Consider the following 19,709-nt stretch of genomic DNA (forward strand, 5'->3'; position numbering starts at 1 on the left):
GCGTTAGGAAGTCAGTATGAGCCGCAAACCCTCGACCCGCAAAGCCCGTGAGCCCAAAGCCGCGCCCAAACCGGCGCCGCGCTGGCGACTGCGCCTGGCCGATCTTGTCTTCGGCAGCGTGATGCTGATTGCCGGCGTCTTTCTCATGCTGTCGCTGTTGACCCACAATGTGCTCGATCCGAGCTGGAACGTGGCCTCGGACGGCGAGATCGGGAATTTGATGGGCCGCCCCGGCGCCGCAATCAGCGACGCCCTCCTGCAAGCACTCGGTTGGGCCGCCGGCGGACCGGCCATCGCCCTGGTCATCTGGGGCGGGATCCTGGTCTGGCGCAGCCCGGAGGCGCGCGGACGGTCGGTTGCCTTTTTCCGCTGGATCTTCGCCGCGCTCGGCACCACCGGATTTGCTGCCGCGGTTGCATCGCTGCCGGTCCCGCAAGCCTGGCCGCTGGCACCGGGTCTTGGCGGCGTGATCGGCGACGCGGCGCTGGGCGCGCTCGCCTCACTGCCGGGCCGCCTCGACCTGCCCGCCCCGACGGCGATTGCCGCCGGTTTCGCGCTGCTGCTGTCGATCGCCGGCATATTCTTCACCTTCGGCCTGCGCGCCCGCGACCTCAGCGCGGCGGTCGATGCCGGCGGCCTGGCCTGGGCGACCGTGCGGGTCTGGATCGATCAGTTGCGTGGTCGAATCGGCGATTGGGGCCATGCCGACGATGATCACCAGGATGACGCCGACGATGACCCCACCATCACCCGCAATGAACCCGTCCTGAAACGGGCCATGCGCGCCGCCGACAATGACCCGGCCATGGCGCCTGCCGCTGGAGGCAGTAACGACGCGCCGAACTACAATCCATCGGTCAAGGTTGCACCCTCGCGCAAGTCCAAGGCCTCTGATCGCGATGTCCGCGAGGCCCAGGGCGCCCTGCCTTTCGTCCGCAGTGCCGGGTTCAAACTCCCCCGCCTCGACCTTCTGTCCAAGCCGGCGGTCCGCAACGACGCCATTGATGAAATGGCGCTGCGCCAGAATGCTGAGCTGCTGCAGGGGGTTCTGTCTGATTTCGGGGTCAAGGGTGAGATCGTCCAGGTGCGCCCCGGTCCGGTCGTCACCCTCTATGAGTTCGAACCCGCGCCGGGTGTGAAGTCTTCGCGCGTCATCAATCTCGCCGACGATATTGCCCGCTCCATGAGCACGATGGCGGCTCGCGTCGCCGTGGTGCCGGGCCGCAATGCCATCGGGATCGAACTGCCCAATCCCAAGCGCGAGACCGTGTTCCTGCGGGCCCTGTTCAACTCGAAGGCCTTCGAGGACGCCAAGGCCGAACTGCCCTTCGCGCTTGGCGAGACCATTGGCGGGGAGCCCTTTGTGGCCGACCTCGCCCGCATGCCCCACCTGCTGATCGCGGGCACCACCGGCTCGGGCAAGTCGGTCGGCATCAACGCCATGATCCTGTCCCTGCTCTACCGGCTGCCGCCGGAAGACTGCCGCATGATCATGATCGACCCGAAAATGCTCGAACTTTCGGTCTATGACGGCATTCCCCACTTGCTCAGCCCGGTCGTGACCGACCCCAAGAAGGCTGTGGTCGCACTGAAATGGGCGGTTCGGGAAATGGAAAGTCGCTATCTGCGCATGTCGAAAGTCGGCGTGCGCAATGTCGCCGGCTTCAACGAGAAGGTCGCAGAATCCCTGGAGACCGGCGAGCCACTCTCGCGCACGGTGCAAACCGGCTATGACAAGGAAAGCGGCGAACCGGTCTTCGAGACCGAGGAAATCGCCGCCGAGAAAATGCCCTACATCGTCGTCGTGATTGACGAGATGGCCGATCTGATGATGGTCGCCGGCAAGGAGATCGAGGGCGCGGTGCAGCGTCTGGCGCAAATGGCCCGCGCCGCCGGCATCCACCTCGTGACCGCCACCCAGCGCCCGTCGGTTGATGTCATCACTGGCACGATCAAGGCCAATTTCCCGACCCGCATTTCCTATTCCGTGACCTCGAAGATCGACAGCCGGACCATTCTCGGCGAGCAGGGTGCTGAACAGCTTCTGGGCATGGGCGACCTGCTCTACATGGCCTCGGGCGGCCGCGTGCGGCGCCTGCACGGCCCCTTTGTGTCGGACAAGGAAGTCGAGGACGTCGCGGCCTTCCTGAAACGACAGGGCGCGCCGGAATACCTGGAAGCTGTCACCGCCGGCGGCGATGACGATGAAGGCGGTCTTCCCGGCATGGATGACGGCGAGGGCAGTGGTGATGTGCTGTTCGATCAGGCCGTTGCCCTAGTCGCCCGCGACCGCAAGGCCTCGACCTCCTATATCCAGCGTCGCCTCCAGATTGGCTATAATCGCGCCGCCACCCTGATCGAGCGGCTGGAGGAAGAAGGCATGATCGGGCCTGCCGATCATGCCGGCCGCCGCGAGATCTATCTGCCCGAGGGGGATGGCGGATAGGCCACGCCATGAAGGCCACGAACCCGCTCACTCCATCGTGACTGGCCTGCCGCGCCACAGCTTGCATGAATGCGGCGCCGGGGGGCGATCACAGTGCCGGGACTCATCATGAAATCACTCTGGCTGGCCGCCGGTCTCGCCCTTGCGGGTCAATCGGCGTTGGCTCAATCCGCGCCGGAGGCCACAGCGCTCTGGCGTAGCCACGCCGTTGACCGCCCGGAGGCCGTTCACGTTCCGCTCGGCAGTGACTTGGCATATATCGGCAACCAGTCCGGTGAAGGCGAGGAGACTGACCCGCCGGGACTTGGTTACATATCCCGTCTCAATCTTGTGAGCGGCGAATGGCAAGCGCGCTGGGCGGACGGATTTGATGACCCGCTCGGCATCATCTCGCAGGACGGCCACCTCTACATGGTCGACGCCGGACAGCATGTCATCAGGCTTGACCAGGAAACCGGCGCGGAGCTCGATCGCTGGACGCTGGAGCGGGACGGTATTTTTCTCAACGACATCGCAATTGATCCCGACGGCCGCATCTGGGTGACCGATACCCGCGGCGGCGCGCTTTATGAGCTGGTTGACGGCCGCTGGCGGCAGCTTTTTTCCGGTGACCCCTTTACCGGCGCCAATGGCGTCGAGTTCGTCGATGGCTGGATCTATGTCGTCTGCTCAAGCGGCGTCGGCAATCTCATCCGCATTCAGCCGGACACGCTCGAACACACGCTCCTTGTGAGCGGCGAAGGCTCGCTGGACGGGGTGGTCACGGATGGCCGCGGTGGTCTGGTGCTCAGCGACTTGCGGGGCCGGCTGCTGCACTGGTCCGAAGCGGGCGGGATCACCGTGCTGGACGAGTTTGCGGGCGAAGAGATCATGCTCAACTCCATCGGCGGCACCGCTGACGGTCGCTTCATCTTCGCGCCGCACTGGGCCAGCTCGCAGCTGTCCGCCTACGCGCTGACCTATCCCGACGAGACGAATTGACGACTGAGCGAATTCGGCGGCGGCGTGAGCGGGGCATGAACATCCAGGCCTTGCTCACGCCGCAATCCCGGGCCAGCTTGGCGACATGATCATCTTGCTTGCCTCCCTCACCTTGCTGCAGACGACAGACCCGTCGTCGGCACCGACAGACTCCGCTGCCGTTCTACCGGTCGAGAGCGAATTGACGGATACCGCCACCGTCGATCGCGACCAGGTGCTGGCCGGGATCAATACCTATCTCAACTCGATCGAGACCATGCAGTCGCGCTTCATCCAAATTGCCCCGGACGGGTCATTCGCGGAGGGAGACCTGGCACTGTCACGGCCGGGCCGGCTGCGGCTGGACTATGACGACCCGAACCCGCTGCGGATCATCGCCGACGGAACCACCGTCGCCGTCGAGGACCAAGCCTTGGAAACCGTCGACCGGATCCCGCTCCGTTCAACCCCGCTCTGGTGGCTGCTGAAGCCGGAAATCGACATTTCAACCGATGCCGATGTGGTGTCGATCGAGCGCGAGTACGGTTTTCTCTATCTCACTGTGCGGGATTCAAGCGGTGAGATGGAAGGCCAGGTGATGTTTGTCTTCGCCGAGCCGAATTACGAATTGCGGGAATGGTTTGTCACCGATGCCCTGAACGAGGTCACGCGCGTGAGCCTGACCGATATTCAGCCAGGCATCCGCCTGAACCCGCGCCTGTTCGTGATTCCGGAGCCGGATGACCGGCGCGATTCGAGGCGTGGCCGCTAGAAGGTTGAGGCTTTTTGGACACACGCAATTTCTTTCTCATTTTTTATTTGTAAAAGTCTGATCGCTGTGGCGTTATTGTTACGCTGACTGAGAGGCAATGGATCGGCGTCGTCCCCCCGCTTGCGGATCCTCATCTCAGTCGCGCCGGATTGATCCCCTCCCGGCGCTGCGCTCGAACAGACAAGCGCATGGCTTTGCGCCCGGTCTCCTCCCCCTCGAGACCGGGCGCAATTCATTCCGGCTCCGCCTCCTGTCCGCCAAAGATCGCTGTCGCGCACCTACACCCCTGTTGCACCGACGGATTGAGGGTTAAATACGCGTCATGCAGTTCCAAGATGATCCCGATGACGCGGACATTCCGCGCTTGCTCGAAGAAATTCCGCTTCTCTACAAGGCCAAGGCCTTCGCCGAGAGCCTGAACTCCAATTCCTGGTTCGTCCGGCTCGGCGAACCGCTGGATGAGCGAGAGCTCTTCCTGGCGCGCGCCTATCTCGACGGCTTGGGCTTTCCCGACGCCGAACCGGCATCACTGGCCGATTGGGATGAGGCCGCCGGCGCCGCAGAAACCCTTGATCGTGACCCGGCGAGCTGGGAGGCCGAGGAGATGCTGCGGACGGGCCTGGTCTCGCGGGTTCTGGAGCGTCTCGACGAAGAAGCCGTGCATGCGGCCCTCTCCATGGTCGCCCAGAAAACCGGCGATAGCGCCCGCGACATTGTCGAGGACGCGGCGGCAATGGATGATGTCGAGGACATGGCCCTGGTCAACGCAGCCGCCGGCGCCCTCGCCCAAGCCGCCAATGGCGCCGCCCTTGTGATTCTCGCCGAGGCCGAAGCCGACGATCCGCCACACCCTTTCCTCGCCCGCTGGCGTTTGTTTGCGCGCGGCCGCTGGCCGGTCGGTCTGGCCGGCTCGACCTATAATATTCTCTGACAGCCAATCCTTCAGCCGAAAGCCCGTCATGCCGCTCACTATTGCCAGCTGGAACATCAATTCCGTGCGCCTGCGCGCCGTCCCGCTTGTCGCCGACTGGGTTCGCGAGGCCGACCCGGATGTGCTTTGCCTTCAGGAAATCAAATGCCTGGCCGAACAATTCCCGGAAGAGGCCTTCCGCGAAATGGGGTTCAAACACTTCCATGTGCGCGGCCAGAAGGGCATGCACGGCGTGGCGATCGCGTCGAAATATCCGCTTGAAGATCTTGGCGATGCCGATCTTTGCCCGCGCAGCGAGGCACGCCATCAACGCGTCGGCGTCGAAGGTCTGGAGTTACACAATTTCTACATTCCCGCCGGCGGCGACGAGCCCGACCCGGCCATCAATCCGCGTTTCGCCCACAAGCTGGAATTCCTCGACCGGATCGAACACTATTTCGCGGCGCGGGCGTCCGAGAACACGCCGATGATCCTCGTCGGTGATTTCAACATCGCGCCCTATGAGCACGATGTCTGGTCACACAAGCAATTGCTCAAAGTGGTCTCCCACACGCCCGTCGAAACCGAAGCACTGGAACGCATACGCCAGGCCGGTCAGTTTTCCGACATCGCCCGCGAACTCATCCCCATGGACGAGAAGGTCTACACCTGGTGGAGCTATCGGGCGAAGGACTGGCGTGCTGCCAATCGCGGTCGGCGGCTGGACCACATCTGGGCCTCACCAGCGGCGCGCGACCGCGCCCTCGCGGGCGGGCGAGAGGCTTTCCGCGTCTGGGAAGACGAACGCAGCCGCGAGAAGCCGAGCGACCACGCGCCGGTGATGCTTACGCTCGGCGATTGATCTCACGCCTCAATTCTGCAAGCGATAGCCACCGCTTTCGGTGACCAAAAGCCGTGCGTGAGCCGGATCCGGCTCGATCTTCTGGCGCAGCCGGTAGATATGGGTCTCGAGCGTGTGTGTGGTGACCGCCGGATTATAGCCCCAGACCTCGTGCAGCAGCTCGTCGCGCGGTACCGGCTTGCCGCCGGCACGATAGAGGTATTTGAGAATATTGGTCTCTTTCTCGGTGAGGCGGATCTTCTTCTCGTCCGAGGTCAGCAAGAGTTTCATGGCCGGTCGGAATTCATAAGGTCCGACCTGGAAAACCGCGTCCTCGCTTTGCTCGTGACTGCGCAAATGCGCCCGCACCCGGGCCAGAAGAACCGAGAATTTGAACGGCTTGGTGACATAGTCATTGGCGCCCGACTCCAGGCCCAAAATCTGATCGGCGTCGGTATCCTGACCGGTCAGCATCACGATCGGCGCCGTGATCCCGTTCTTGCGCATCAGCCGGCAGGTCTCGCGGCCGTCCATGTCCGGCAGCTCGACATCAAGCAGGATAAGGTCGGCGCGTTCATTGCGGGCAATCGTCATGCCGCCGCCGGCGGTTTCCGCTGACAGGGTCCGAAACTCCTCGTGCAAGGCGAACTGCTCGACAAGAGCTTCGCGAAGGTCTTCATCGTCATCGACGATCAGAATGGTTTTTTGCGCGTTCATGCGTTGATCATGCCCATTTCGTTTCACAAGGCAATTCCTGCCGAGTGGCAGATTTTGCCCGGCAGATTTTGCTGGTCGGGTCGAAATTGTCCTGCATTGCCGTGGCTGGTGTCTGGTCCCGATATTGCTTGGTTAATGACAGGTCCGCTTGCGTGGACAAAGCTCCGTGGTGGGGGAGGCGAAGTGGACGATGGCACACTTGGTGTGCACGACGTCCCTCGCCGACCACCGCATTTCCCGCTACGTTTTTTGGATGGAATGGCAAGTCAGCCAGAATGGCAGCCTCGTGCTGGACACCGGCACCGTACGCGCAGCGCTCGGTCGAAGCGGAGTCACGAAGGCGTCAGACAAGCGTGAGGGCGACGGTGCGACGCCGCTCGGATGCTACCCATTGCGCCGCGTTCTCTATCGCGCCGACCGGACAGACCCGCCGCAAACCGCATTGCCGTGCCGGCCCTTGCGGCGCGATGATGGCTGGTGTGATGCACCGGAAGACCCGGCTTATAACCGGCCGGTCCGCCTTCCCTATCCCGCGTCCCACGAGACTTTGTGGCGCGAAGACGGGCTGTACGACATCATCCTGGTCCTCGGCCATAATGACGATCCGCCGGTGAGCGGCGCCGGATCAGCGATTTTCCTGCACTGCAAACGCGGCGATTACGAGCCGACAGAAGGGTGTGTGGCACTGGACCCGGTCGATGTCCGCGCCTTGCTGGCTGCCGCCCGTGCCGGTGACAGTCTGCGGATAACCTAGTCCAGCCGGGGGCCGAAAAAGCCCGTGCCGACACGGATCGAGGTTGCGCCCAGGCCGATGGCGACCGGATAGTCGGCACTCATGCCCATGGACAGATCGGCGATTTCAGTCTCAGCGGCCAGCTTTGCCAACAATGCAAAATGCAGCCCGGCCGGCTGCTCGACCGGCGGGATACACATCAGACCGGTGATCGAGAACCCGTAATGTTCGCGCATGCGGCCGACAAAGGCGCCAACCTCGGACACGGCAATACCGGCCTTCTGCGCTTCGTCACCGGTGTTGACCTGAACATGAAGCCGCGGTGTGCGGCCCTGCCGGTCCATCTCCTTGCGAAGGCTGGCCGCCAGCTTCTCCCGATCAAGCGTTTCGATGACATCAAACAGGGCCACGGCCTCAGCCGCCTTGTTGGTCTGAAGCGGACCGATCAGGCGCAGTTCAAGGTTCGGAAAGTCGGCCCGCCGCGCCGCCCAATGGGCCTGTGCTTCCTGGACCCGATTTTCACCGAAGACACGCTGACCGGCGGCCAAAGCGGCCTCAAGCCGTTCTTCGGGCTGGCGTTTTGACACGGCGACCAGTTTGATGGCGTCTGGAAGGCGTCCGAAATCGCCTGCCAATGTCCGGATTTCAGCGAGAAGGCCGTCGCGACGGGCGGCAATATCAGGGATAGCAGTCATGACGTCGCCCTACGATGCAGTGGCCGGATTGGCAAGCGCAGCCGCCAAGCTAGGCGGCCTGAAACGGGCTGCCTTACCGCCATTTCTGGCCCTGACCGACCCGCTGCGTCAGCCGGATCCGGTTGCTCTCGCGAATGCCTTGCCACCGGGCAGTGGCCTCATCTACCGCCATTTCGGCGCCGCCAACCGCGCGCGCCTTGCTGAGCTCGCCGCAAGAACTGCGCGGCGGCGCGGCGTGGTTTTTCTGGTTTCGCATGATGAAGGATTGGCGCGGCGGTGTGGCGCCGATGGCATTCACTGGCCCGAGCGCGATCTACCGCTGGCGGCTCGGGCGCGGGCGCATGGCGATATCCGGCTGTTCACGGCGTCGGCGCATTCGCCGATGGCGCTCAAACGCGCCGCAAGAGCGGGCATCGACGCGGCACTTGTCTCGACTGTCTTTCCCAGTGCCAGTCCGAGCGCGGGCCGCCCGATGGGGGCGCTGGCGCTGGCCGCTTGGGCAAGACAGACCGAGCTGGCCGTCCATGCGCTCGGCGGAATCAACGCCCGAACCATAGGCCGATTGGAAGGATTGGGTATTTCTGGTGTTGCCGTGGTCGGCGCGATCAGAAACGCAGCGCCGACTCAAACTTGATTTCCGGCTGACGCTCTTCATCATCGTTATTGCGTACGAAGAAGCTGTCATCCGGGGACGCAAAGCGAACCTGGCCACCAAGACGGATACGATCACCAAAGGTCACGAAGGCACCGGCGCTGAGATCATTGTTCACGCGGGTGTCGCTGCGATCCTGAATGCCGACGGTCACGCCCCAGCGTTCGCCCAGCTCAAAATCATAGGTCGTGCCCTCTTCCAGCTCCGGCGTCGGCGCTTCCGCCATCGACAGCGTGAAAGCTTCGTACCAGGGCGCTGACACTTCGGTCTCAGCCGTCGCGTCCTGGGCCATTGCGGCGGGGGTGCAAAGGATCAAGGCCGCGGCAGCACCTGCCACAGTCGATTTTTTTCCAATGATTTCAAACGGATTGACCCGCCAGACCATCGTACTACTCCCTCACGCCACTCTGTTGTAACGCAGCACAGCTTGCCAGCCCAAACAGAATCTGCGGCGAGGGTGAAAGAAGTCCGAGTCCTGTGGCGGATTTGTCAGTACCGCCAACCCAGCTCGATGAATGCGGTGGTGCCGTCAATCTCGCGCTGAACACGCCCGCCGATCTCGACGTCGGGCTCGGTGCGCCGCGCGGCCTGAACGCCGAGGGCAACCAGGCCATGATCGCCAACGAGGCGCGAGGTTGCGGCTTGCCAGGCGCTTCCATCGCTGTGCACGAAGTCGTCACTGTACGCCGCATATTCCAGCGTGGTCAGCCAGTCGCCCTGTTCCCAGCCGACAGACGCCGAAAGCGCTTCATAGTCACCGTCGCCGGACACACCGTTATTGCTGCGACGCCAGCGCCCGCCGGCACGCCAGTCCCGCCAGCGCCAGGACAAGCCGGCATCCAGCCCGGACACGGGGTCGAAACCGGGCGCCCCATCAGCACCGCCAGCATGACTGGCACTTGCGCTGATCGCCCACTGATGCTCGCCACGACGAATATCCCAATTGACCGCCAGCTCGGCGATCCCGGTGTTGATGGCGCCGACCTGGCCACCGGGAAGCGTGCGGCGAGGGCAATAATCAATGCCGCACTGGCTGGCCTCGGGCGTGAACGACACTGCGGCCCTTAGCGTACCGAGCGTGGTTTCCTGGCCGAGGGCGATCGAACGGAAGACCAGTTTCGGATCCTGGCCGGAGAACGGTGTCTCGGTGCGGATCGCCTGACGTGAGGCGGCCAGAAGATGACCACCATCGGCGCGGATCAGCCGGGCGGCAGCGGGACCGCCAACCGGATCAAGCCGGGCCGCGCCATCCCCATAGCCAAAACGGATTTCACCCCAGCCCGTATCCGCAAACGCATAGGCCTCAGACAACACCGCGCGCACCCGGTTTCCCGATGCCGGGCCGGCACTGTAAAGGCCACTGTCAGGTGCGACCGGCGTCAAGGGCGCACCCGCCGGGCCGACCGTCGCACAGTCACCAATGGCCGCCGGGCAGGCGCCAACCCGGCCGCCTTGAACATCGATATACAGGTCACGCTCGGCATGCCCGGTCAGGACCAGCCCCCAGCGTCGGCCACCATCGGTAAAGCTCTCAAAATCAAGGCCGAACTGGATATCGGCAAGCCATTCCGCACCGTCGCGCGGCGTATCGCCAGCGAGCAGGACAAGACCAAGATCGGCGCGCCAGTCGAGGCTGTGCACATCCTCGGCGAAGAGATTGTCGGAAAAATTGGCGGCGGTTGAACCCGCGCCTTGGCCGGATGCCGGCGGGCCCGCAAGTGTTCCGGACAAAGCCGCGACAAGTATCGCGCTGACAGTCCGTATCATCTCTCGCGGTCCCGCCGATCGGCCCCGTCCCCCCGGACGTCGCGCCTTACAGGAGGTGAGGCCGGGCGTCTGGTCAAGCGCCGGAAAAGGGTCGGTTGCGTGTTGACGCAAACATGTTGCAGGTTTGTCACGCTCACAGGGTGCCTTTCATCGCTGGCGTGCGCGATTTCGCGTGTTATACAAACCATTCAAAACCTGAGGCGCACCCGCGTCCTGCAGTTTCTCGTGCGTTTTCGCCGTTTGTTTCGAAGGAGTCACGGCACATGTCGGACCGTCGGATTCTTGGATTGATCCTTTCTGCCGCAATTCTTGCCCTTCCGGCCTGCGCCTCGCGCAACGCCGATGCGGCGGACTCATCTGAGTCGTCCGGGCTGCGTCTGCCCTCGCTGTCAAACCCGCTCGCCAACAACCGTGTTGTCGAGCCGGAAGGCATTGGCGTGAACGGTTTCTTGTGGCGCGCCAGTCTCGACACGATCAGCTTCATGCCACTGGCCGAGGTTGATCCGTTCGGAGGCGTGATCGTCACCGATTGGTACGCCAATCCGCAAATGGCGAGCGAGCGCTTCAAGCTCACGGTTTATATTCTCGATACCCGGCTGCGTGCGGATGCACTGGCTGTCAGCGTTTTCCGTCAGGTACGCAGCGACAGCGGCGAGTGGATCGATGCCGAAACCGGCGCCCAGACCGCCTATGACATCGAGAACGCGATCCTGACCCGCGCACGCCAACTGCGGATCTCGCAGCTGGAAAACTGATCCGGCTGCACAGCCTGATTGATTACCGGGGGCGCGGCGCGGCCGCGGGCCAGACATGACACGATATAATCCTCGCGAGGCCGAACCCAAGTGGCAAGCGGCCTGGGATGCCTGTGATGCGTTCAAGGCCATTGGCCCGCGCGCTGGCAATGACAAGCCGAAATACTATGTGCTCGAAATGTTTCCCTACCCGTCCGGGCGGATTCATGTCGGCCACTCCCGAAACTACACGATGGGCGACGTGGTCGCGCGCTACAAGCGCGCGCGCGGCTTTGATGTCCTGCATCCGATGGGTTGGGACGCCTTCGGCCTGCCGGCTGAAAACGCCGCCCGTGATCGCGGTGTGCACCCAGGCGCCTGGACCTATGACAATATCGACGCCATGCGCGGACAATTGCAGCGGCTGGGCCTCGCGCTCGACTGGGACCGGGAAATCGCGACCTGTGATCCGGCCTATTACCGGCACCAGCAGGCCATTTTCCTGAAACTGATGGAACGCGGCCTGGTCTATCGCAAGACGGCGAAGGTCAATTGGGACCCGGTTGACCAGACCGTGCTGGCGAATGAACAGGTCATCGATGGCCGCGGCTGGCGCTCCGGCGCCCTGGTGGTGCAGCGTGAACTTGATCAATGGTTCTTCAAGATCACGGATTATGCCGACGAACTGACCGACGCACTCGATGAGCTCGATCGCTGGCCGGACAAGGTCCGGACAATGCAATCCAACTGGATCGGGCGGTCACGCGGCGCTGAGGTCAGCTTCCCCTTGACTGACACCGGCCTGGCGGCCCAGTTCGGCGCCAATATCGACGTTTTCACCACCCGGCCGGACACCTTGTTCGGCGCTAGCTTCCTGGCGCTCGCGCCAGACCATCCGATCGTCAAGGCACTGGCCGCCGACGATCCGGAAATTGATCGTTTCATGCATGAATGCGCCCGCATGGGCACGACGGCGGAGGAGATCGAGAAGGCGCCCAAGCGCGGTGTCGACCTAGGCATCACAGTTCGCCATCCCTTTGACAAGGATTGGGAATTGCCGGTCTGGTCGGCAAATTTCGTGCTCTCGGGCTATGGCACCGGCGCCATTTTCGGTTCGCCGGCCGGCGATCAGCGCGATTTGGAATTTGCCCGCAAATACGATCTCGCCGTCAATCCCGTCGTCCTGCCGCCCAATACTGATGCAGCAAGCCACACGATCGGCGACGAGGCGTATACCGGCCCGGGCACCATCTATAATTCACGCTTCCTCGATGGTTTGTCCACGACCGACGCAATCGAGCGGGCCATTTCGGAATTGGAATCGCGGCATCTCGGCAAGGGCGCCACGAGCTATCGACTGCGCGACTGGCTGGTTTCACGTCAACGTTATTGGGGATGTCCGATCCCGGTGGTTCATTGCGGCGATTGCGGTGTCGTGCCGGTGCCGCAAGAGCAGCTGCCGGTCAAACTGCCGGACGATGTCACCTTCGATCATCCGAGCAACCCGCTCGAGCGCCATCCGACCTGGAAGAACACCGACTGCCCGTCCTGTGGTAAATCGGCCCGCCGGGAGACCGATACGCTCGACACCTTTGTGTGCTCATCCTGGTATTTCCTGCGCTTTACATCGCCCTCGTCGGAAGACACGCCCTTCCTGGCCAGCGAGGCCGAGCACTGGATGCCGGTCGACCAGTATGTCGGCGGGATCGAACATGCCATCCTGCACCTGCTCTATGCGCGCTTCTTTACCCGCGCGCTCAACGATGCCGGCCTGATGAATATGAGCTCCGGCGAGCCTTTCGCCGGCCTGTTCACCCAAGGCATGGTGACGCACGAGACCTACAAGTCGGCTGAAGGCAAATGGCTCTCGCCGGAAGACGTCGAGCGTGGCGGCGACGGCATGGTGGAGATAGCAACCGGCAAGCCGGTTACGGTCGGCTCCATCGAGAAAATGTCGAAGTCGAAGAAGAATGTCGTCGACCTGGACGCTTTCATCGAAAGCTATGGCGCCGACGCTGTTCGCTGGTTCGTGCTGTCGGATTCGCCGCCGGAGCGCGATGTCGAATACACCGACAGTGGTGTCGAGGGCGTCTGGCGCTTCATCCAGCGCCTGTGGACCACCATCACCTCCCTACCGGACAATGCCCCGGGGCCGTTGACAGTGGCGTCCGAAGCGTCAGGGGCTGCACTCGACATACGTCGTGCCGCACACAAGGCCCTGCACTCGGTTACCGACTCGATCGAGGGCTTCCGCTTCAACTCGGCCGTCGCCCAGGTGCATGACCTGGTCAATGTGGTGCGCAAGTTCGAGCCGGGTGACGCGGCGGAGGTCGCTGCGAAGGCAGAGGCGCTCGGCATCCTGGTCCGCATCATTGCGCCCTTCGTACCGCACCTGGCAGAGGAGTGCTGGTCACAGCTGGGTGGCGACGGTCTGGTGATCGACGCCGCCTGGCCCACGGTTGATACCGGTCTTCTGATCGAGGACACGGTCGTGATGCCGGTCCAGGTCAATGGCAAGCGCCGCACCGAGATTGCAGCACCCAAAGGCGCCTCTCAGGATGCGGTGCAGGCGCAGGCGATGGCCGACGAAACCGTGCAACGAGCCCTGGAAGGGCTTACCGTGCGCAAGGTTATCGTGGTACCTGATCGTATCGTGAATATCGTCGCAGGATAGATCTCATGGATTCCAGCCGCCGCGTCTTCCTTGCCAGTCTTGCCGCGATGGCGGGTCTGGCCATGTCCGGATGCGGCTTCACGCCCATGTATGGCGGGGCCGGCATTGGTGGCCAACTATCCGACATTCATGTCGAGACCGGGCGTGAACTGGTTGATTTTCATCTGCAGGAGGCCCTGCTTGACCGGATGGGGGCTCGACACGCCCGCGGCCCCTACACATTGCGGACCGAAAGCGAGTCTAGCCGGGTTGGCCTTGGCGTCGGTGCGGATGCCGCTGTTTCGCGTTATGCCATCGGCCTGACTGTCGACTATGGTCTGTTCCGCGACGGCGATGTCGAGCCGGTCATTACCGGCTCGGTGCGCACCGAGGCCTCCTACAATCTTCCCCGGGAAGTCTATGCCTCGGTTACCGCCGAGCGCGACGCCACTGAGCGCGCCGCCCTGCTTGCGGCCGAGCGGATTGCCAATCAGCTCGTTCGGGCGCTGCAGGACGCCGACGCGCAGTGAAGGCGAGTGCGCGTGATGCCGACGCTCGGGTCAGTAGGCCGGACCCGTCCATTCGCGCCTATCTGATTTATGGTCCCGATCGCGGCCTGACCCATGAACGGGCCCAGACGCTAGTCGCGGCGGTCCTGGAAGATCCGAACGATCCCTTCGCGCTCACGCAACTCACCGAAGAAGACCTCAAATCCGATCCGGCCGGTCTTGCCGATGCGATGGCAGCGATGTCGCTGACCGGTGGCAAACGACTCGTCCGTGTCCGCCTGAACGGTGAAACCGGAAGCGGGCCGATTGTGGAGCTGATCAAGGCCCTCGAAGACGGCTCTCTCGCAGCGGAAGCGGTGCTGCTGGTCGAATCCGGCGATTTAACGCCGCGAGGGAAGCTTAGAAAGACCTTCGAACCGGCCAAAAGGGCAATATCTATAGCATGTTATGCCGACAACGCTCATTCACTCGAATCACTCTGTGAAGACATGCTCAAGGTTGAAGACCTGACACTTGCGCGGGATGCGCGTAGTCTTTGGATGCCGCGGCTCGAGGGCGACCGGGCATTGGCGCGTGGTGAGATCGAGAAGCTGATTCTCTACAAGGGCCTTCGAACCCAACGCGCCGAGGGCGAGGATGTTGTCACGCGCGAGGATATCGAGGCCATCGCGGCCGACCAGGGGGAAGCGCAACTCGACGCTGTCCTCGCGCCGGCACTGCTCGGGTTACTGGAGAAAGCCGATAGCGCCTATCACCGCTCGATCACGGCAGGTGGTTCGGCGGTGGGTATCCTGCGGGCACTGCAACGCCGACTTGATCAGCTCGGCGCCGTACATGCGGCCGGCGGCAATGATGGGGCGATGGCACGCAGCGGGGCGCCGCGCTTCGGGCCTCAGGCGGATGCGTTCAAACGACAATTGTCGCTGTGGCGCGGGCGTCGTCTCGATCACGCGCGACAATTGGCCTTCGACGCCGAACGGGCGGTCAAACGCTCCGGCGCACCTGCTGAGGCGCTGGTTGGCGATCTCCTGATCCGACTCGCACGCGGTGCGGCACAAATGGGTCGTTAGTGCCCTCGCCCGGTCTCGGCACTCAGCCGCCGGCAAACATCATCCAGTTGCTCCAGCGTTGTGTACTGGACCCGCAACTCACCGCCCTTGGCGCTGTGCCGGATATCCACCGCAAGACCGAGCCGGGCCGTGATATCGGCCTCGAGTGCCCGGGTGTCGGCGTCCTTCCGGCCGCCGGCCGTCGTTGACGACGACTTGGTTTCCGGTGCGGCCGGATTATTGGCGGCACGAGCCAGCTTTTCGGCATCGCGGACTGACAGACCCTTGGCAACAATCTCTTCGGCGAGCGCTTCCGGATCGGGTGCATTGGCAATCGCACGCGCATGACCCGCAGAAATTTCCCTGCCAGCCAACAGCTTGAGCACCATGTCAGGGAGTGACAGGAGGCGCATCATGTTGGCGACATGACTGCGGCTCTTCGAGACGGCCTGCGCCACATCTTCCTGGGTATGGCCGAAGCGATCGATCAGTTGGCGATAGGCCTGAGCCTCTTCAACCGGGTTGAGGTCCGCACGCTGAACATTTTCGACAATGCCGATTTCGAGCGTCTCGCGATCGGTCAGTTCACGGACCAGGGCTGGCACATCGTGCAGTCGCGCCCGCTGGGCCGCACGCCAGCGGCGTTCGCCAGCGACGATCTGGAAACGCTCACCACCATCGACCGGACGCACCAGGATCGGCTGGACAATGCCCTTGTCGGCGATCGACTCGGCCAGTGCATTCAGCTCCGGCTCAGTGATTGTCTTGCGCGGCTGATCCGGGTTGGGCGCAATCAGCTCGATCGGGATCATCCGGACGCCGTCGCGGGACGACGTCGATGGCCGTTCATTGGTCGTCTCCGGGACACTATAGCCTTCAGTGTCGGTCTCACCGAGCAGGGCCGACAGGCCGCGGCCGAGGCGTTTGTTCTTTTCGCTGGCGCTCATGCCACTTCACCCTGTTCTTCGCGACGACGCTTTCGTTCTTGCTGAACGATTTCCTTGGCCAGGCTGATATAGGCCTGCGATCCCGAGCACTGGATATCATAGAGCAGGACGGGCTTGCCGACCGACGGCGCCTCGGAAACCCGCACATTGCGCGGGATCACCGTCTTGTAGACCTTGTCACCGAAATGCTCGCGAACATCGGCCGCCACTTCCGCCGAGAGATTGTTGCGGCTGTCATACATGGTCAGGACGACGCCCTGGATATCCAGCCGCGAATTGAGATGACCACGAACCCGCTCAATGGTCTTGAGCAGCTGAGACAGGCCCTCCAGTGCAAAAAACTCGCACTGCAACGGCACCAGGATCGCGTCCGCCGCGGTCAGGGAGTTTACTGTCAGAACATTCAGCGAGGGCGGACAATCGATCAGGATATAGTCGAGACCAGCAGCATCAGGCCCCAGCATTTGCATGCTTTGATCAATCGCGCGCTTGAGACGATAGGACCGGCGCTGATCATCGGCCAGTTCAAGCTCGGCTCCTGACAAAAGCTCGTCGGACGGCACGATACTGAGGCCGGGGACCACGGTGGGAACCAAGGCTGACTTCAGGGAATCGCCACCAACAAGGACATCATAAGATGTCAGACTGCGCTTGGCCGGCGGCACACCAAGGCCGGTTGACGCGTTGCCCTGGGGGTCGAGATCAATGATCGCGACCTTTTGCTTTATGGCCGCCAGCGCGGTGCCCAGATTGATGGCGGTCGTGGTTTTACCCACCCCGCCCTTCTGGTTCGCGACAGCAATAACACGGGGCGCCTTGGCGCGCTGGACGTCATTTGGCACGTTCCACCTCATGAATGCGCAGGATCACCCCGTCGCTGGTCCGACTGGGTATGACTTCGTGATCGAATGTCCAGTGTTTACCGGCTTCGGTCAATTCATCGCGATAGTTTTGTCCCTTGAAGAAAAGGCCCTGGGCCCTGTTTTTCAGCAAGGGCGCGACATAGCCCAATAATTTATTCAACGGCGCGAAGGCCCGGGCCGTCACCAAGTCGAACCCCTCGGCCGGATCCAGCGTTTCCACGCGGACCGAGCGGGCTTCGGCATCAAGGGCGAGCGCTTCAATCGTCTTGCGCAGGAAGGCGACCTTCTTTCCGACGGAGTCGACCATCGTGACGCGCGCAGCCTGGCCACGATCGCGAAAGCCAAGCGCCAGGGCAATGCCGGGAAAACCGGCTCCCGCACCCAGATCAGCGACCCGTTTCACATCCGGCGAGATGTGATCCAGAAGCTGGAAACTGTCCATCGCATGGCGCTGCCAGAACTGGTCAAGCGTCGAACGGCCGACAAGGTTGGTATGCGCATTCGTCTCCGTGAGGAGGCGGCGCCAGAGCTCAAACCCGTCCAGTGTTTCACGTGAAACACCGGTCTCGCGTCCGAACGCGACCCGATCCATCTAGCTGGCCTCCTGCGCACGCCGCTTCACATGGGCCAGCACGGCGGTCAAAGCGCCCGGCGTGACCCCTTCAATCCGCGCCGCCTGACCCAGCGTGTCCGGTCGGGCGAGCTCGAGCTTTTCACGCGCCTCGTTCGACAACCCACCTATCCGGCCATAATCCAGATCACGTGGAATGCGCACGGACTCATCACGACGGAAGGCCAGAATGTCAGCCTGCTGACGCTCGATATAGCCGGCATAAAGCGCATCAATTTCGATCTGCTCGGCGACACCCGCGCTGATCTCCAAGAGCTCCGGCCAGATCCCGCTAAGCTTGCTCCAATCGACGTCCGGATAGGCCAGCAATTCCGGCACGCTTCGCCGTTTGCCATCAGCGTTGACCGACAGGCCGTGGGCTTTCGCCTCGTTCGGCGTCAGGGACAGTGACGACATCCGACCACGCGCGACCGACAACTCGTCCATTTTCGCTGTGTACCGTGTTTCACGTGAAACCCCGGCCAGGCCCAGCTCTACCGCTTTCGGGGTCAGGCGCTGGTCGGCATTGTCCGCCCGCAAGGTCAACCGGTATTCGGCACGCGATGTAAACATGCGATAGGGTTCGCTGACGCCGCGCGTGATCAGATCATCGATCATCACACCGATATAGGCATCGGACCGGCTGAGCACGAACGGCTCGCGCCCCGTCGCGGAAAGCGCCGCGTTCGCACCAGCCATCACGCCTTGCGCGGCCGCTTCCTCGTAGCCGGTCGTGCCGTTGATCTGGCCGGCCAGCCAGAGCCCCGGTCGTTTGCGCATCTGAAGCGTGGCATCGAGCTCACGCGGATCAACATAATCATACTCGATCGCATACCCGTAGCGTTTAACCTCGACCTGCTCGAGCCCCGGAATGGTCTCAAGAAAGCGCTGCTGTACGTCGTCGGGAAGCGAGGTGGAGATGCCGTTGGGGTAGACCGTGTCATCATCCAGACCTTCCGGCTCCAGGAAAACCTGGTGCTGGGATCGATCCGCAAACCGCACCACCTTGTCCTCAATAGACGGACAATAACGGGGCCCCCGACCAGCGATGGCGCCGGAATAAACAGCCGACTGGCCAAGATTGTCTGCGATGATTTTGTGCGTTGCCTCGGTCGTCCGGGTAATCGCGCAACTGATCTGCGGAACACGTATCTCGTCCGTCATGAAAGAGAAGGGCACCGGCGCATCATCGGCCGCCTGCTGCTCGAGCGCGTCCCAATCGATCGACGATTTACGAAGCCGCGCCGGCGTCCCGGTCTTCAGCCGTCCCATGCGAAGGTCGAGACCGTAGAGCGTGTCAGACAATCCGATCGACGGGGCCTCATCGACACGCCCGGCGGGAATGCGTTGCGCGCCCTTATGGATCAGACCACGCAGGAATGTTCCGGTCGTGAGGACCACAGCTCGGGCGTGATACTCGCGGCCGTCCGCATCCACAGCACCGACACAGGTCTCGCCGTCAAACAACAGGTCCTCTACCGCAGCGGCATGAATATCGAGATTGGCAGTGCCATTGAGTTCAGCCTGCATCGCCGCGCGATAAAGCGCCCGATCAGACTGGGTCCTCGGCCCGCGTACCGCCGGTCCCTTGGACCGGTTGAGCAAACGAAACTGGATTCCCGACGCATCGGCGACCCGACCCATGACACCGTCGAGCGCGTCAATTTCCCGAACCAGATGCCCCTTTCCCAATCCGCCAATGGCCGGATTGCAGGACATCTCGCCAATCGTTTCGCGCTTGTGGGTCAGCAACAGGGTGCGAGCGCCCAGCCGCGCGGACGCCGCGGCCGCATCGCAGCCGGCGTGCCCGCCACCAATGATCAAGACATCCCAGCTCTGCATGGGAGTTCA

Annotated in this window: 19 protein-coding genes; 11 read left to right on the forward strand and 8 right to left on the reverse strand. The window is 62.9% G+C overall.

The window, feature by feature from the left end; translation table 11 throughout:
- Window positions 1-16 precede the first annotated feature (16 nt).
- The 5 genes from AWH62_RS09115 to xth all read left to right on the forward strand — a co-directional run bounded on the left by AWH62_RS09115 (window position 17) and on the right by xth (window position 5,950).
- Window positions 17-2,446: a DNA translocase FtsK gene (locus AWH62_RS09115; RefSeq protein WP_075190163.1), complete on the forward strand. Its 2,430-nt coding sequence runs from the start codon at window positions 17-19 to the stop codon at window positions 2,444-2,446.
- A gap of 108 nt (window positions 2,447-2,554) precedes the next feature.
- Complete coding sequence (locus tag AWH62_RS09120; RefSeq protein ID WP_075190164.1) at window positions 2,555-3,427, forward strand: SMP-30/gluconolactonase/LRE family protein; 873 nt, start codon at window positions 2,555-2,557, stop codon at window positions 3,425-3,427.
- Window positions 3,428-3,512: 85 nt separating this feature from the next.
- Window positions 3,513-4,178: an outer membrane lipoprotein carrier protein LolA gene (locus AWH62_RS09125; RefSeq protein ID WP_075190165.1), complete on the forward strand. Its 666-nt coding sequence runs from the start codon at window positions 3,513-3,515 to the stop codon at window positions 4,176-4,178.
- Window positions 4,179-4,500: 322 nt separating this feature from the next.
- The gene (locus AWH62_RS09130; RefSeq protein WP_075190166.1) at window positions 4,501-5,109 is read left to right on the forward strand and encodes a hypothetical protein; all 609 of its coding nucleotides are present in this window, start codon (window positions 4,501-4,503) and stop codon (window positions 5,107-5,109) included.
- Window positions 5,110-5,137: 28 nt separating this feature from the next.
- Complete coding sequence (gene xth / locus AWH62_RS09135) at window positions 5,138-5,950, forward strand: exodeoxyribonuclease III (protein ID WP_075190167.1); 813 nt, start codon at window positions 5,138-5,140, stop codon at window positions 5,948-5,950.
- Between the two features lie 9 nt (window positions 5,951-5,959).
- Here the strand turns inward: xth and AWH62_RS09140 are convergent, their stop codons facing one another.
- Window positions 5,960-6,646: a response regulator transcription factor gene (locus tag AWH62_RS09140; protein WP_075190168.1), complete on the reverse strand. Its 687-nt coding sequence runs from the start codon at window positions 6,644-6,646 to the stop codon at window positions 5,960-5,962.
- A 253-nt stretch (window positions 6,647-6,899) separates the two neighbouring features.
- Between AWH62_RS09140 and AWH62_RS09145 the strand changes: the two genes are divergently transcribed.
- On the forward strand, window positions 6,900-7,400 hold the full coding sequence (locus AWH62_RS09145) for a L,D-transpeptidase (RefSeq protein WP_075190169.1): 501 nt from the start codon (window positions 6,900-6,902) through the stop codon (window positions 7,398-7,400).
- Here the strand turns inward: AWH62_RS09145 and AWH62_RS09150 are convergent.
- Window positions 7,397-8,074: a YggS family pyridoxal phosphate-dependent enzyme gene (locus AWH62_RS09150; protein WP_143742995.1), complete on the reverse strand. Its 678-nt coding sequence runs from the start codon at window positions 8,072-8,074 to the stop codon at window positions 7,397-7,399. The genes AWH62_RS09145 and AWH62_RS09150 overlap by 4 nt on opposite strands.
- Here AWH62_RS09150 and AWH62_RS09155 point away from each other — a divergent pair.
- The gene (locus AWH62_RS09155; protein ID WP_083635102.1) at window positions 8,073-8,708 is read left to right on the forward strand and encodes a thiamine phosphate synthase; all 636 of its coding nucleotides are present in this window, start codon (window positions 8,073-8,075) and stop codon (window positions 8,706-8,708) included. The genes AWH62_RS09150 and AWH62_RS09155 overlap by 2 nt on opposite strands.
- On the opposite strand, the gene AWH62_RS09160 is transcribed toward AWH62_RS09155, so the two are convergent.
- Together AWH62_RS09160 and AWH62_RS09165 are read right to left on the reverse strand one after the other, a co-directional pair.
- The gene (locus AWH62_RS09160) at window positions 8,680-9,042 is read right to left on the reverse strand and encodes an NtrZ family periplasmic regulatory protein (RefSeq protein WP_158025601.1); all 363 of its coding nucleotides are present in this window, start codon (window positions 9,040-9,042) and stop codon (window positions 8,680-8,682) included. The genes AWH62_RS09155 and AWH62_RS09160 overlap by 29 nt on opposite strands.
- 173 nt (window positions 9,043-9,215) lie before the next feature.
- Window positions 9,216-10,493 (reverse strand): hypothetical protein, encoded by a 1,278-nt coding sequence (locus AWH62_RS09165; protein WP_143742997.1) that lies wholly within the window; start codon window positions 10,491-10,493, stop codon window positions 9,216-9,218.
- A gap of 263 nt (window positions 10,494-10,756) precedes the next feature.
- On the opposite strand from AWH62_RS09165, the gene AWH62_RS09170 reads away from it, so the two are divergent.
- From AWH62_RS09170 to holA, 4 genes are read left to right on the forward strand one after another with little or no spacing between them, the layout of a single operon-like run.
- On the forward strand, window positions 10,757-11,248 hold the full coding sequence (locus AWH62_RS09170) for a DUF3576 domain-containing protein (RefSeq protein ID WP_075190172.1): 492 nt from the start codon (window positions 10,757-10,759) through the stop codon (window positions 11,246-11,248).
- A gap of 55 nt (window positions 11,249-11,303) precedes the next feature.
- Window positions 11,304-13,901, forward strand: coding sequence for a leucine--tRNA ligase (leuS, locus tag AWH62_RS09175; RefSeq protein ID WP_075190173.1), 2,598 nt, complete (start codon window positions 11,304-11,306; stop codon window positions 13,899-13,901).
- A 5-nt stretch (window positions 13,902-13,906) separates the two neighbouring features.
- The gene (gene lptE / locus AWH62_RS09180; RefSeq protein WP_075190174.1) at window positions 13,907-14,410 is read left to right on the forward strand and encodes an LPS assembly lipoprotein LptE; all 504 of its coding nucleotides are present in this window, start codon (window positions 13,907-13,909) and stop codon (window positions 14,408-14,410) included.
- The gene (gene holA / locus AWH62_RS09185) at window positions 14,407-15,459 is read left to right on the forward strand and encodes a DNA polymerase III subunit delta (protein WP_075190175.1); all 1,053 of its coding nucleotides are present in this window, start codon (window positions 14,407-14,409) and stop codon (window positions 15,457-15,459) included. The genes lptE and holA overlap by 4 nt, the downstream gene beginning before the upstream one ends.
- On the opposite strand, the gene AWH62_RS09190 is transcribed toward holA, so the two are convergent.
- From AWH62_RS09190 to mnmG, 4 genes are read right to left on the reverse strand one after another with little or no spacing between them, the layout of a single operon-like run.
- Window positions 15,456-16,385 (reverse strand): ParB/RepB/Spo0J family partition protein, encoded by a 930-nt coding sequence (locus AWH62_RS09190; protein ID WP_075190176.1) that lies wholly within the window; start codon window positions 16,383-16,385, stop codon window positions 15,456-15,458. The two genes, holA and AWH62_RS09190, sit on opposite strands and share 4 nt — an antisense overlap.
- Window positions 16,382-17,239 (reverse strand): ParA family protein, encoded by an 858-nt coding sequence (locus AWH62_RS09195; RefSeq protein ID WP_075190177.1) that lies wholly within the window; start codon window positions 17,237-17,239, stop codon window positions 16,382-16,384. The genes AWH62_RS09190 and AWH62_RS09195 overlap by 4 nt, the downstream gene beginning before the upstream one ends.
- A complete protein-coding gene (gene rsmG, locus AWH62_RS09200) occupies window positions 17,217-17,840 on the reverse strand; it encodes a 16S rRNA (guanine(527)-N(7))-methyltransferase RsmG (RefSeq protein WP_075190178.1) in 624 nt (207 codons plus the stop codon). Before rsmG ends, AWH62_RS09195 begins: the two co-directional genes overlap by 23 nt.
- On the reverse strand, window positions 17,841-19,700 hold the full coding sequence (mnmG, locus tag AWH62_RS09205) for a tRNA uridine-5-carboxymethylaminomethyl(34) synthesis enzyme MnmG (protein WP_075190179.1): 1,860 nt from the start codon (window positions 19,698-19,700) through the stop codon (window positions 17,841-17,843).
- Window positions 19,701-19,709 lie beyond the last annotated feature (9 nt).

Source organism: Maricaulis sp. W15, assembly GCF_001924955.1.
Lineage (GTDB): Bacteria > Pseudomonadota > Alphaproteobacteria > Caulobacterales > Maricaulaceae > Maricaulis > Maricaulis maris.

Bases quoted from the DNA above. Each gene is read 5' to 3' on its own strand.
- AWH62_RS09115 (WP_075190163.1), top strand. From the start codon at position 17: ATGAGCCGCAAACCCTCGACCCGCAAAGCCCGTGAGCCCAAAGCCGCG.
- AWH62_RS09120 (WP_075190164.1), top strand. From the start codon at position 2,555: ATGAAATCACTCTGGCTGGCCGCCGGTCTCGCCCTTGCGGGTCAATCG.
- AWH62_RS09125 (WP_075190165.1), top strand. From the start codon at position 3,513: ATGATCATCTTGCTTGCCTCCCTCACCTTGCTGCAGACGACAGACCCG.
- AWH62_RS09130 (WP_075190166.1), top strand. From the start codon at position 4,501: ATGCAGTTCCAAGATGATCCCGATGACGCGGACATTCCGCGCTTGCTC.
- xth (WP_075190167.1), top strand. From the start codon at position 5,138: ATGCCGCTCACTATTGCCAGCTGGAACATCAATTCCGTGCGCCTGCGC.
- AWH62_RS09140 (WP_075190168.1), bottom strand. From the start codon at position 6,646: ATGAACGCGCAAAAAACCATTCTGATCGTCGATGACGATGAAGACCTT.
- AWH62_RS09145 (WP_075190169.1), top strand. From the start codon at position 6,900: ATGGAATGGCAAGTCAGCCAGAATGGCAGCCTCGTGCTGGACACCGGC.
- AWH62_RS09155 (WP_083635102.1), top strand. From the start codon at position 8,073: ATGACGTCGCCCTACGATGCAGTGGCCGGATTGGCAAGCGCAGCCGCC.
- AWH62_RS09150 (WP_143742995.1), bottom strand. From the start codon at position 8,074: ATGACTGCTATCCCTGATATTGCCGCCCGTCGCGACGGCCTTCTCGCT.
- AWH62_RS09165 (WP_143742997.1), bottom strand. From the start codon at position 10,493: ATGATACGGACTGTCAGCGCGATACTTGTCGCGGCTTTGTCCGGAACA.
- AWH62_RS09170 (WP_075190172.1), top strand. From the start codon at position 10,757: ATGTCGGACCGTCGGATTCTTGGATTGATCCTTTCTGCCGCAATTCTT.
- leuS (WP_075190173.1), top strand. From the start codon at position 11,304: ATGACACGATATAATCCTCGCGAGGCCGAACCCAAGTGGCAAGCGGCC.
- lptE (WP_075190174.1), top strand. From the start codon at position 13,907: ATGGATTCCAGCCGCCGCGTCTTCCTTGCCAGTCTTGCCGCGATGGCG.
- AWH62_RS09190 (WP_075190176.1), bottom strand. From the start codon at position 16,385: ATGAGCGCCAGCGAAAAGAACAAACGCCTCGGCCGCGGCCTGTCGGCC.
- AWH62_RS09195 (WP_075190177.1), bottom strand. From the start codon at position 17,239: ATGAGGTGGAACGTGCCAAATGACGTCCAGCGCGCCAAGGCGCCCCGT.
- rsmG (WP_075190178.1), bottom strand. From the start codon at position 17,840: ATGGATCGGGTCGCGTTCGGACGCGAGACCGGTGTTTCACGTGAAACA.
- mnmG (WP_075190179.1), bottom strand. From the start codon at position 19,700: ATGCAGAGCTGGGATGTCTTGATCATTGGTGGCGGGCACGCCGGCTGC.